The sequence below is a fragment of the Stenotrophomonas sp. TWI1409 genome (assembly GCF_039673015.1).
Taxonomy (GTDB): Bacteria; Pseudomonadota; Gammaproteobacteria; order Xanthomonadales; family Xanthomonadaceae; genus Stenotrophomonas; species Stenotrophomonas maltophilia_A.
Genome location: NZ_JBDJKU010000091.1, coordinates 1 through 12601 on the forward strand (window position 1 = coordinate 1; position 12601 = coordinate 12601).

Sequence of the window (12601 nt, forward strand, 5' to 3'; positions counted from 1 at the left end):
TCGCTTCGAGTGGTCGCTCCAGCAACTGTTCGGGCGGATCAAGGGAGATTCCGGCGTGGGCGCCAAGCTACATGGCGATCGTCGCGATCCTGGTTACGGATCGTCGAGATCCAGGCTCGCACGGCGGCCCACGCCGGCTCTCGACGCCTACGCTGCCAGATTCCGATCAGATAAGGCTCGATGGCGCCATCCATGGCGCCAACGGTCCTGCACGCCCATGCCCTCTGCCTCTGGATACATTGCCGCGAGCGCGGTGAGATTCGCCGCAGACGATCTGCTTTTGGTAGCTGCCAACCTTGGTTGGCAACAGCTTTTGAATTTGCTTTTTTCTTCTGACTTTGAATTTCCGCTCTCGTTCCGCGCGCAGGAACCTGTCCGGAGCCGAAGCAAGGCGGCAGGCAGGACCGTGAGGCGCATGGATGCGCCGACCGAGCCTACGGGGACGTATTTACGGCGTGTCCTGCCTGTCGCCTTGCTCCGGCTCTACGCGCGGGAAAAGAGGCGCCGCGAACAACGCTGTAAACCTACTTCGCATATTGCCCACCGCAGTCGGCATCCTTCCCCGGCCCCAGTTCGATGGTCGCCAGCAACGCCGCCGGTGGGGCGATGCTGCCCAGTGCCAGGGCCACGGCTCCCCGGATGCCCAACGCCTTGAAGTCCGGTCGGAATGACGGGTCCTTGAACGTGCCACTGATGTGCAGTGGAGAGCGCAGCACCAGAATGCTCTTGTCCTTCGGGCGCGGTTTCAGCAGCAGGTCCAGGGTCTCGTCGCGCAGGCTGACCGTGCCTTCGCCGATGAGGATCGTATCGGTGGTGTCCACCGCCAGCGCCTGGCTGGTCATCAGGCCGTCGCGCACGCCGAAGTCGGCGAAGGCGCAGCGCAGGGGAATCTGTTTGTCGCCGGTCACCAGGAATTTCAGCGATTCGGTGATGTCCAGCCCTGCCAGTTCCATCACCAGGTTGCCGACATGGCCGCGGCCCATCGCCAGGCCGACCTTGCCACTGCTGCTGCCGAGCATTGCGGCGATCGAGTTGCCGCGGCCGCTCAGGTCCACCTCGCCGCCGATGCCGCCCTTGGCCTGCTCGGCCAGTTTCGCGTCCGGAAACAGCTGGCTGAGCTGCACGCCGCGCACGCTGGCCTTCAGGGCGGTGCTGATCTGCGGACGGCGCGCGTCCATGCGGATCGTGCTGCGGATATCGCCTCCGGCCACGCCGAAGTTCAGCGGGTCCAGCCGCAGTACGCCGTCATCCAGCAACAGGTGTGCATCCATGTCATCCAACGGAAGCGATGGCGCGTTGATGCGGTGGGCCTTCCAGCGCACGTCGGCATCCATCGCGCGCAGCTTGCCGAGGTTGTAGGGCGTGTCGGGCAGCACGCGTGCGCGGGCGGCAACCCGTGCGGCCTCGGCCTTCTGTTCGGCGTTGGCGGTTTCGCCGCCGCCGGTTTTCGGTGGGGCACCGACGAAGCCGGCAAGGTCATCGAAGTCCAGGCGCTTGGATTCCAGCGTGGCGGTCAGCCGCGGCCGCGCACCGCCCACTTCGAACTGCAGATTGCCAACGAGGTCGCTGTCGCCGACCTTGCCGGTGAAGGCGTCGTAGTGCCAGACGTTGTGGTCGCGCTTGAGCCGGCCATTCAACGCATAGGGCGGCGACGGCGGAATGGCAATGCCGAGCAGCGGATAGAGGTCGGCGAGGTCCTGGCCACTGAGCGCAAACTGCAGATCGAACACGCGCAGCTGGAAGGGATTGGTCAGCGTGCCACTGGCTACCGCGTGGGTGGCGCCTGCTCGGCCATCGAGATGGATGCGGAACGGATGGTCGCTGTCGGTCAGCTCCAGCGGTGATTCCGTGCCGCCACGCAGGGTGAACGGATTGCCCTGCCAGTGTCCCTTGCCCTGTACCAGCAGCGGTGGCGCCGCATCGGCCTGTTTCGGCTGGCCGCTGCGCACGTCCACGCGGATATCGGTACGGCCGAGCGCGTCGAGGAACTGCAGGCGACCGTCATCGATGCGCAGCCGTTTGAGCTGCGGGCTGGTCCCACCGGCGCTGCCACCGAGGAAATCCCAATTGCCCGGGTCGCCCTTGCGCGGCGCTGTTTCCAGCAGCACGTCCGGCCGGGTCAGGCGTACTTCGGGCAGCTGCACGCTGCCGCGCAGCAGGGGCCACACCCGCACGTCGATCTCGACGCGGTCTGCGGTGGCCATATCGGGTTGTTTCGCCCAGCTGGCATTGGCGAAGGTGATCGCATCGGCGCGGATCGTACTGGTGCGGCCGAGGTCGACATCAAGGTTCCCGATGTGCAGCGCACGGCCGGTACGTGCCTGCACCGCACGCTCAACCGGCCCCTTGAACCAGTTCCAGTCCCATAACGCGATCAGCAGCAGGAGTGCCGCCAGCAGGAAGATCAGGATCGTGAGCCAGCGCCGGCCTCGTGGGCCGGGGCGGCGGAGGCGCCAGCGGGTCGTGCGCTTTGCGGCAGGGGAGGCGGCAGCATTCACGCCGCCATGGTTGCCCCCTCTTCGTGGACAGGGCGCGAAGCGTCCATGTGCGTGGTGTGCACACGCCGCGTTCGAACGCTGGTTTACAGCACCTGCATGGTGACTGCGACGAAGTGGCAGACGCTGCCACCGATCACGAACAGGTGCCAGATCGCATGCGAATACGGGATCGATTCACGGTGGTAGAAGTAGGTCCCCAGCGTGTACGACAGGCCGCCGGCGAACAGCCAGGTGAGGGTGCCGCCGTCGATCGAAGCCCACATCGGCTTGATCGCCACGACCACCAGCCAGCCCATGGCGATGTAGATCACTGTTGAGAGCACCTTGAAGCGGCCGGTGTAGAACAGCTTGAACACCACGCCGCCCAGCGCCAGCGCCCAGATCGCGGTGAACAGGCCCCAGCCCCACGGACCACGCAGGCCGATCAGGGTGAACGGGGTATAGGTGCCCGCGATCAGCACGTAGATCGCGCAGTGGTCGAACACCTTCAAGCGGCCCTTGGCGACCGGATGCTGGATGGCGTGATACAGGGTGGAGGCGGTGTACAGCAGCAACAGCGCGATACCGAATACGATCGCGCTGGCCAGCTGCCAGCCGTCGCCGTAGATCGCAGCCAGGGTGATCAGCACCGCGCTGGCTGCCAGGGCGAACACCGCGCCCAGGCCATGGGTCAGGGCGCTGGCGATTTCTTCACGGATCGAAGCAATGGACGTCGTGGACATGGGCATGGGCATCGTTCACGGGGAGGGGGACCCGCGTCCCCCTATCATCGCCGCGATGGCCGCCGTGTGCACGCCCGTCACCGTATGGTGGGTGAATCCCTGCGTTGCGCCGATGAATCCGTGAGCGGTAGATCCACGCCATGCGTGGATGAACCACCCGCGACGGCCGGGGGCAGAGCCCTTTCCTTGCGGAAAGGGATCCGGCCCGCTGGCATCAGCCCACCGAAACCGTATGCGCCGCTTCGCGGGTGGCCGAGAAGCGCACGTCCGGCGAGCGTTCCTGCGCCAGCTGCAGGTTGACCCGGGTCGGTGCCAGGTAGACCAGGTGGCCGGCTGCATCCAGCGCCAGGTTCAGCGCATTCTTCTCGCGGAACTCTTCCAGCTTCTTCTCGTTGCTGCAGTGGACCCAACGCGCAGTGGTCACGCTGACCGGCTCGAAGGTGGCTTCCACGCCGTACTCGTCCTTCAGGCGGTAGGCGGCCACGTCGAACTGCAGCACGCCGACCGCACCCAGGATCAGGTCGTTGCTGGTCAGCGGGCGGAAGAACTGGGTCGCACCTTCTTCGGACAGCTGGGCCAGGCCCTTCTGCAGCTGCTTGAGCTTGAGCGGATCGCGCAGGCGTGCGCGGCGGAACAGTTCCGGGGCGAAGTTGGGGATTCCGGTGAAGGTGACTGCTTCGCCTTCGGTGAAGGTATCGCCGATGGAAATGGTGCCGTGGTTGTGGATGCCGATCACATCGCCCGGCCACGCCTCGGCGGCGATCTCGCGGTCGCTGGCCATGAAGGTCAGCGCGTTGGCCAGCTTCATTTCCTTGCCGGTGCGCACGTGGAAGGTCTTCATGCCGGCGCTGAAGCGGCCCGAGCAGACCCGCATGAACGCCACGCGGTCACGGTGCTGCGGGTCCATGTTGGCCTGGATCTTGAACACGAAGCCGGTCAGCTTGTTCTCTTCCGGGGCGATCTCGCGGCCGGTGGTGGAACGCGCTTGCGGCGACGGGGCATGTTCGACGAAGAAGTCCAGCAGCGGCTGCACGCCGAAATTGTTCACGCCCGAGCCGAAGAACACCGGGGTCTGCTTGCCGGCGCGGTAGGCGTCCAGGTCGAACGGATGGCTGGCGCCCTGCACCAGTTCCAGTTCGTCGCGCAGGTCGGCCAGCATCTGTGCACCGATCTTCTCGGCCAGGCCGGGCGCATCGATGGACGGGAAGATGGTCGAGTCCTGGCGGGTGAAGTTGCGGCCCGGTTCGTACAGGTGAACTTCGCCGGTCAGCAGGTGGACCACGCCCTTCAGGCGCTGGCCCATGCCGATCGGCCAGGTCACCGGTGCGCACTGGATGCCCAGCACGGTTTCCACTTCATCCAGCAGCTCGATCGGGTCCTTGCCCTCGCGGTCGAGCTTGTTGATGAAGGTCATGATCGGGGTGTCGCGCAGGCGGCAGACTTCCATCAGCTTGATGGTGCGCTCTTCCACGCCCTTGGCCACGTCGATCACCATCAGCGCCGAGTCCACCGCGGTCAGCACGCGGTAGGTGTCCTCGCCGAAGTCGGCGTGGCCGGGGGTGTCGAGCAGGTTGACGATCTTGCCTTCGTACGGGAACTGCATCACCGAGGAGGTGACGGAGATGCCGCGCTCCTTTTCCAGCGCCATCCAGTCGGAGGTGGCGTGGCGGGCGGCCTTGCGGCCCTTGACCGAACCGGCCATCTGGATCGCGCCTCCGAACAGCAGCAGCTTTTCGGTCAGCGTGGTCTTGCCGGCGTCAGGGTGGGAAATGATGGCGAAGGTGCGGCGACGCGACGCTTCGTTGGCGACTTCGGACATGGCAGTGGCGCCCGCCCGGGGCGCTTTTCAAAGAGATAAGCGCCCGATTATACCGGCCGGGGCCGTTCAGCGCCCGATGCCGCCCTCGGCCTCGCCCTGGCGGGCGAACTGCAGCTGGCCCTGCTCGGCGAAGATGCGTGCCGGCACCGAGCGCAGGCCCATGCCGCGGTTGACCTGCACCACGAAGTGCAGGTGCGGCGCGCTGCTGAAGCCGCTGTTGCCGGACAGGCCGAGCGGCTGCCCGGCCCCCACCGCCTGGCCGCGACGCACGCGCATGCCGCCGGCCTGCAGGTGGCCGTACAGCGCCATGCTGCCGTCGCTGTGCAGCACGCGGATGAAGTTGGCACGGCCGCCATCGCGCTCGCGGTCCTGGCCGTTGCCACGGAAGCCATCCTGGATCTGCATCACCGTGCCCTCGCGCGCGGCCAGCACCAGCGTGCCCTCCGGCAGTGCGAAGTCCACCGCGTCGCGGTTCTCCTCGTCATCGTGGCTGAACCGGCCCTGTGGCGCCTGGTCCACGCGCGGACGGGCCGCATCGAACGGCAGGCGATAGGCGACATCTTCGGCCTGTGCGGCCGGGTTGCCCGGCACCGACTGCAGGCGCAGATCCAGCGTGCGGCCATCGAGCGGGGCGGGCAGGTGGCCGATCACCAGGCTGCTGTCGCCCTGGATCAGCGATTGCAGCGGCAGCCCTTCGACCGGGCGTCCGGGTGCAGCGCGCAGTTCGATCTGCAGCGGTCCTGCCAGCCCATTGTCGATCCGGGCCTGCCATTGCGTGCCGACCGGCTGCAGGCGCAGCCGGGCCATGGGGGCGGCGCCCTCGGCACTGCCAGCGTGGGTGGTTGGGGTGGCGGGGGAAACCAGTCCCCAGCCCTGGCGCCAGTCACCGGCGCTGGCCGTCGTGCTCGCCAGCAGGGACATCAGCAGGCAGGTCAGGGGCAGGCGCAGCATCAGTGGTTCCAGAGGGTAGGGACCGCCGGGACTGTAGCCGATCCTGAACAGGACGACCGCGACCGCCTTCGCATAGTCGCGTTGAAAATATTCATCGCTTTATCCGCATGAAGGGATTGACAGTGCCGGAAAGGGCTGGCATCGTGGCTCCACCATCGAGACCGGCAGAGGGACAGGCCCTTTGAAGCCGGGGCAGCCCGCGGATGCGAAAGCGTCTGCGTAGGTGCCAAATCCTGCGGGGACCGTGGCGTCCACCGAAAGATGGTTCGAACCATGCACCCCACGTGCATCTCGAACGCGGGCCCCGCGAAGGCTCGATGGCCGATTCCCCAACCGGATCCCGCCATGAGCTTCGCCGCCAGTACCGCGCTTCGCCCCGAACCCTTTGTCCCCGTCAGCGTGCCGGTCGAAGACCGCGTGCATGCCGAGCGCGGTGAGTTCGCCGCGGTGCTGTCGATGCGTCACGCCGGCCCCAGCCCGGTGCGCCTGCGCTATGAGTGGGTCGGCCCGGCCAATGCGCCGGTGGTGGTGCTGGCCGGTGGCATTTCCGCCCATCGCCACGTGGCGTCCAATGCACAGTTCAGCGAGAAGGGCTGGGCCGAAGACCTGGTCGGCAGCGGGCGCGCGCTGGATCCGCAGCAGCTGCGTGTACTGGCCTTCGACTTCATCGGCGCCGATGGTGCACTGGATGTGCCGATCGATACCGCCGACCAGGCCGATGCACTGGCGCTGCTGCTGGACCATCTCGGCATCCGCACGCTGAAGGCGTTCGTGGGCTACTCCTACGGGGCGCTGGTCGGCCAGCAGTTCGCGATCCGCCACCGTGCACGCGTGCGCCAGCTGGTGCTGGCCAGTGGCGCGCATCGCCCGCATCCGTATGCCGCCGCCTGGCGCGCATTGCAGCGCCGCGCGGTCGCGTTGGGCCAGCTGCAGTGCGGCGAAGACCACGGTCTGGCGTTGGCCCGGCAGTTCGCCATGCTCAGCTACCGCACCCCGGAAGAGTTCGGCGAGCGCTTCGATGCCGCGCCGGAAGTGATCAATGGCCGCGTGCGCGTGGCCGCCGAAGACTATCTCGATGCGGCCGGTGCGCAGTACGTCGCGCGCACGCCGGTGACTGCTTACCTGCGCCTGTCCGAATCGATCGACCTGCACCGCGTCGACCCCACCGCGATCCTGCCGCCCACCGTAGTTGTCGCGGTGGAGGGTGACCGCCTGGTGCCGCTGGCCGACCTGGTCGGTCTGGTCGAAGGGCTGGGCCCGCGCGGCAGTCTGCGCGTGCTGCGCTCGCCCTACGGCCACGACGCCTTCCTCAAAGAAACCGATCGCATCGACGCGATCCTCGCCACCGCCTTCCGCACTTCTGGAGAGTCCGCATGAGCCTGCATGCAAACGAGCCGTCCTGTAGTCGCACCACTGCCGCCGTCCGTGCCGGCATCGATCGGGACACCGCGCATGGTGCGGTCACGCCGCCGATCGTGCTGTCGTCGAACTTCAGCTTTGAAGGCTTCGGCAACAAGCGCCAGTACGACTACACGCGCAGTGGCAACCCGACCCGTGACCTGCTCGGCGAGGCGCTGGCGGAACTGGAGGGCGGCGCCGGCGGCGTCATCACCGCCACCGGCATGGGTGCGATCAACCTGGTGTTGAACGCATTGCTGCAGCCGGGCGACACCCTGGTGGTGCCGCATGATGCATACGGCGGCAGCTGGCGCCTGTTCAATGCGCTGGCGAAGAAGGGCCACTTCGAGCTGGTCACCGCCGACCTGACCGATCCGCGCGCACTGGCGCAGGCGCTGGCCACGCAGCCGAAGCTGGTGCTGGTGGAAACCCCGTCCAACCCGCTGCTGCGCATCACCGACCTGCGCTTCGTCATCGAGGCCGCGCACAAGGCCGGTGCACTGGTGGTAGTCGACAACACCTTCCTGTCGCCGGCACTGCAGCAGCCGCTGTCGTTCGGCGCGGACCTGGTGCTGCATTCCACCACCAAGTACATCAATGGCCATAGCGATGTGGTCGGTGGGGCGGTGGTCGCGCGCGATCCGGCGCTGCACGAGCAGCTGGTGTGGTGGGGCAACGCGCTGGGCCTGACCGGCTCGCCGTTCGATGCGTTCCTGACCCTGCGCGGCCTGCGCACGCTGGATGCGCGCCTGCGCGTGCACCAGGAAAACACCGCGTCGATCGTCGCATTGCTGGATCAGCATCCGGCGGTCGGCACGGTGTACTACCCGGGCCTGGCCGATCACCCGGGCCACGCCATCGCCGCGCGCCAGCAAAGCGGCTTCGGCGCGATGCTGTCGTTCGAACTGGCCGACTGCGAAGGCGATGATCCGCATGCCGCAGTGCGTGCCTTCGTCGATGGCCTGCGCTGCTTCACCCTGGCCGAATCGCTGGGTGGCGTCGAAAGCCTGATCGCGCACCCGGCCACCATGACCCATGCGGCGATGACCGCTGAAGCGCGCGCGGCCGCTGGCATCAGCGAAGGCCTGCTGCGCCTGTCGGTCGGCATCGAGGCCGAGCGTGACCTGCTGGCTGATCTCGGCGCAGCGCTGCAGCGCGCCGAAGCCGTGATCGATGCGGCTGCGCGCCGCAAACAGGTGGTGGATGCATGAGCGCGCTCGCCGCTGACATTCCTGCGCTGGGCGTGGGACGCCTGGCGCTGCTCGGCACCGGCACGGTGGGCTCTGCCTTCGTGCAGCGCTACCAGGCGTTGCAGGCACGCGGGTTGGAACTGCCCAGCGTGCAGTGGCTGGCCAATTCGCGCACCGCACTGGCGATCGACCGTGATCTGGCGTTGCCGCTGGAGCTGGCACGACGCGCACCGCGTGACGGTCTCAGCTCACCGCCATGGGCGAGCGCCGAAGGGCTGGAACGGGGTGACGTGGTGGTCGATGCCACTGCCAGCGAAGATGTGGCCGCACGTCACGTGCAGTGGCTGGCGCGTGGGGTGCACGTGGTCACCGCCAACAAGCTGGGCCGCGGTGCGCAGCTGGCACGTGCCACGGCCATCGCCGAGAGCTGCGCAGACAGTGGCGCACGCTATGGCGACAGCGCCACCGTCGGTGCCGGCCTGCCGTTGCTGAGCAGCCTGCGCGCGCTGGTAGCCGGTGGCGACCACATCCACGCCATCGAGGGCGTGCTGTCCGGCTCGCTGGCGTGGCTGTTCCATCGCTATGACGGCCAATCGCCGTTCTCGGCGGCGGTGCGCGAGGCGCTGGCGGCCGGTTATACCGAACCGGACCCGCGTCTGGATCTGTCCGGCGAGGACGTGCGCCGCAAGCTGCTGATCCTGGCGCGCAGCAGCGGGCTGGCGCTGGATGCTTCGCAGGTGCAGGTGGATTCACTGGTGCCTGAAGCGTTGGCAGCGCTGCCGCTGGAGGATGCGGTGGCCGCACTGGAGCAACTGGATGCGCCGCTGCAGGCGCGTTGGCAGCAGGCGCGCGACAATGGTCGTGTGCTGCGTTTCGTCGGCCGCGTTGATGGCGAGGGTGCGCAGGTAGGCCTGCGCGAGTTGCCGGCCGATCACCCCTTGGCGCAGGGCGCGGGCACCGACAACCGCGTGGCCATCCACAGCGATCGCTATCACCGCCAGCCGTTGCTGATCCAGGGGCCGGGCGCGGGTGCGGAAGTCACTGCGGCCGCGTTGCTGGATGACGTGCTGCGGATCGTGGGTTGATGTCCGTGCTGCTGCGCTCGCCGGGCCATGCCCGGCGGGCCCGCAATCTCAACGCGACCTCAACGCCTTCAACAATGCCGCATTGAACTGCTTCGGGTCCTGCACCTGCGGCGAATGGCCCAGTTCGGCGAACTCGACCAGCGTCGCGCCCGGAATGGCCGCGGCCGCTGCTCTGCCCAGCACCGGATAATTGCCCAGCGTCGCCTTCACCGCAGGCGGCGCCAGGTCACGGCCGATCGCGGTGCGGTCCTTCTGGCCGATGAACAACGTGGTCGGCACCTGCAGATTCTTCAGTTCGTAGACCACCGGCTGGTTGAACACCATGTCCGATGCCAGTGCCTGGCTCCACGCAACGACCTGCTTGCCCGGGCCTTCATACATGCCCGACTGCATCCGCGCCCACGGTTCATACGCCGGCTTCCATTTGCCGTCGTAGTACACGTCCAGCTGGTAGCGGCGGATGCTGTCATAGCTGATGTTCATTTCGCCGGCGTACCACGTGTCCACGCTGCGCCAGGGAACACCCAGCGCCTTCCAGTCTTCCAGCCCGATTGGATTGACCAGTGACAGGCTGCGCAGGTCCTGCGGGAACATCAGCGCGTAGCGCACCGCCAGCATGCCGCCCATCGAATGACCGACCAGGTGCACCGGTACATCACCCAGCTGCAGCTGTTGCAGCAGGGCATGGGTGTTGGCGGCCAGCTGCGCGAACGAATACTGGTAGCGTTCGGGCTTGCTGGATTTGCAGAAGCCCACCTGGTCCGGGGCGATCACCCGGTAGCCGGCGTTCAGCAGCGGCGCGATGGTCTGCTGCCAGGTGGCTGCGCAGAAATTCTTGCCGTGCAGCAGCACCACCACGCCGATGGCGCGGCGTTTGGGCAGGACATCCAGATAGGCCATTTCCAGTGGCTGCCGCTGCGACTCCAGTGCGAAGATCTTCACCGGATAGCCGTAGTCGAAACCCTCCAGCCGCGGCCCGTAGGTGGGCGCGGCCAAGGCAGGCAGCGGCAGGCAGGCAAGCAGGGCAGCAGCGATCACGCGCATGGGGCCAATCCGGGGCAGGGGAGCCCCGAGCCTAACCGGAACGCGGTGACGGTGTCGTCCGATGTTGAGCCGGGCTCATGCCCGGCTGCAGGGTAGAGCCAGGCCATGCCTGGCTGCGGCCATCAGCACTCGATGACGTTCACCGCCAGGCCACCGCGGCTGGTTTCCTTGTACTTGTCCTGCATGTCGCGGCCGGTATCGCGCATGGTCTTGATCACCTTGTCCAGCGACACCTTGTGCTTGCCGTCGCCGCGCATCGCCATGCGCGAGGCATTGATCGCCTTCACCGCACCCATCGCATTGCGCTCGATGCACGGGATCTGCACCAGGCCGCCGATCGGGTCGCAGGTCAGGCCCAGGTTGTGTTCCATGCCGATTTCCGCAGCATTCTCGATCTGGCTCGGGTTGCCGCCCAGCGCCGCGACCAGGCCGCCGGCCGCCATCGAGCAGGCCACGCCTACTTCACCCTGGCAACCCACTTCGGCACCGGAAATCGAAGCGTTTTCCTTGTACAGGATGCCGATCGCCGCCGAGGTCAGCAGGAAGTCGAACACGCGCTGCTCGTTGGCGCCCGGGCAGAAACGGTCGAAGTAATGCAGCACCGCCGGCAGCACGCCGGCTGCACCGTTGGTCGGCGCGGTCACCACGCGACCACCGGCGGCGTTTTCTTCGTTCACCGCCAGTGCGTACAGGTTGACCCAGTCCAGCGTGGTCAGCGGATCGCGCATCGCCGCTTCCGGCTTCGACGACAGCTCGCGGTACAGCGCCGGTGCGCGACGGCCGACCTTCAGGCCACCCGGCAGCACGCCTTCCTCGCGGATGCCGCGCGCGACGCACGACTGCATCGCGCTCCAGATCTCGCGCAGGTTGGCGCGGATCTCGTCTTCGCTGCGCCAGCACTTCTCGTTCTCGAACATCAACTGGGCAATGCTCAGGCCGCTGCGTGCGGTCTGCGCCAGCAGCTCGTCGCCGCTCTTGAACGGGTAGGGCAGCGGGGTCTCGTCGGGCACGATGCGGTCATCGGCCGCGTCGTCCTGGTTGACCACGAAGCCGCCACCAACCGAGTAGTAATCGCGGGTGGCGATCACTTCGTCGTCGGCGTTGTACGCGGTGAAGCGCATGCCGTTGGTGTGGTACGGCAGCTTCTGGCGCTTGTTCATGCCGAGGTCGCGCTTCTCGTCGAAGGCGATCTCGTGCTGGCCCATCAGCTGGATGCGCTTGCTGCTGCGGATGCGCTCCAGGGTGGCCGGGATGATGTCCGGGTCGATCAGGTTCGGCCGCTGCCCTTCCAGGCCGAGCAGGATCGCCTTGTCGGTACCGTGGCCGCGGCCGGTCAGCGCCAGCGAGCCGTAGACGTCGGCACGGATGCGCGCGACCTCGTGCAGGCGGCCCGGATCGAGCAGCCAGCGATGGATGAATCGCTCGGCGGCCTTCATCGGCCCGACGGTGTGCGAGGAGCTCGGGCCAATGCCGATCTTGAAAACGTCGAACGTGCTGACAGCCATGGTTGCCGTACTGCGGGTACCGGAAGAGACCGCTATTCTAGCGGTTCACGCCGCACTTCAATGGCTGCGGCGCAGCATTTCCACCAAGGGGACCCTGCCGGTGTTGACTCTGTTCCAGCGTGACGACTGCCACCTGTGCGACATGGCGCTGGCCGAGCTGGCCAAGGCCCGGGCGCCGGAATTCGAATCGGTGTTCCTGGATGACCAGCCAGCGCTGGAATCGCGCTACGGCGCGCGGGTGCCGGTGCTGCGCGACGAGCGCGGCGACCGTGAGCTGGACTGGCCGTTCGACGCGGCTGCGGTTCGGGCGTGGCTGGCCGTCGATCGGGAGTGGCGGGGGGGGGGCGGGCGCCTGCCCCCCGCGGGGGGTTTGGGGGCCAGCGGCCGGC

Annotated in this window: 9 protein-coding genes, 1 pseudogene and 1 riboswitch; of the genes and pseudogenes, 4 read left to right on the forward strand and 6 right to left on the reverse strand. The window is 67.3% G+C overall.

The window, feature by feature from the left end; genetic code table 11:
* Positions 1-524 precede the first annotated feature (524 nt).
* The 4 genes from ABE423_RS19125 to ABE423_RS19140 form a co-directional block, all read right to left on the reverse strand.
* Positions 525-2498, reverse strand: coding sequence for an AsmA family protein (locus ABE423_RS19125; protein ID WP_346487179.1), 1974 nt, complete (start codon positions 2496-2498; stop codon positions 525-527).
* Between the two features lie 83 nt (positions 2499-2581).
* Positions 2582-3220, reverse strand: a complete 639-nt coding sequence (locus tag ABE423_RS19130; RefSeq protein WP_005410682.1) for a hemolysin III family protein — start codon at positions 3218-3220, stop codon at positions 2582-2584.
* A gap of 214 nt (positions 3221-3434) precedes the next feature.
* Complete coding sequence (locus ABE423_RS19135) at positions 3435-5039, reverse strand: peptide chain release factor 3 (RefSeq protein ID WP_014038155.1); 1605 nt, start codon at positions 5037-5039, stop codon at positions 3435-3437.
* A gap of 66 nt (positions 5040-5105) precedes the next feature.
* Positions 5106-5990 carry a M23 family metallopeptidase gene (locus ABE423_RS19140; protein WP_253145962.1) on the reverse strand — a complete coding sequence of 295 codons (885 nt, stop codon included), beginning with the start codon at positions 5988-5990 and terminating at the stop codon, positions 5106-5108.
* 149 nt (positions 5991-6139) lie between these two features.
* Positions 6140-6258: riboswitch (SAM riboswitch) on the forward strand.
* Positions 6259-6335: 77 nt separating this feature from the next.
* Between ABE423_RS19140 and ABE423_RS19145 the strand changes: the two genes are divergently transcribed.
* Genes ABE423_RS19145 through ABE423_RS19155 form a run of 3 tightly spaced genes read left to right on the forward strand, consistent with a single transcriptional unit; the run spans position 6336 to position 9663 of the window.
* On the forward strand, positions 6336-7367 hold the full coding sequence (locus tag ABE423_RS19145) for a homoserine O-succinyltransferase (protein ID WP_049401407.1): 1032 nt from the start codon (positions 6336-6338) through the stop codon (positions 7365-7367).
* A complete protein-coding gene (locus ABE423_RS19150) occupies positions 7364-8599 on the forward strand; it encodes an O-succinylhomoserine (thiol)-lyase (protein WP_049401406.1) in 1236 nt (411 codons plus the stop codon). The genes ABE423_RS19145 and ABE423_RS19150 overlap by 4 nt, the downstream gene beginning before the upstream one ends.
* Positions 8596-9663 carry a homoserine dehydrogenase gene (locus ABE423_RS19155; protein ID WP_049420952.1) on the forward strand — a complete coding sequence of 356 codons (1068 nt, stop codon included), beginning with the start codon at positions 8596-8598 and terminating at the stop codon, positions 9661-9663. Before ABE423_RS19150 ends, ABE423_RS19155 begins: the two co-directional genes overlap by 4 nt.
* 48 nt (positions 9664-9711) lie before the next feature.
* Here the strand turns inward: ABE423_RS19155 and ABE423_RS19160 are convergent, their stop codons facing one another.
* Both ABE423_RS19160 and ABE423_RS19165 read right to left on the reverse strand, forming a co-directional pair.
* The gene (locus ABE423_RS19160; RefSeq protein WP_180838343.1) at positions 9712-10707 is read right to left on the reverse strand and encodes an alpha/beta hydrolase; all 996 of its coding nucleotides are present in this window, start codon (positions 10705-10707) and stop codon (positions 9712-9714) included.
* Positions 10708-10829: 122 nt separating this feature from the next.
* Positions 10830-12212 carry an L-serine ammonia-lyase gene (locus tag ABE423_RS19165; protein ID WP_049456519.1) on the reverse strand — a complete coding sequence of 461 codons (1383 nt, stop codon included), beginning with the start codon at positions 12210-12212 and terminating at the stop codon, positions 10830-10832.
* A gap of 100 nt (positions 12213-12312) precedes the next feature.
* On the opposite strand from ABE423_RS19165, the pseudogene ABE423_RS19170 reads away from it, so the two are divergent.
* A pseudogene (locus ABE423_RS19170) lies at positions 12313-12531 on the forward strand (glutaredoxin family protein); the annotation flags it as partial.
* Positions 12532-12601 lie beyond the last annotated feature (70 nt).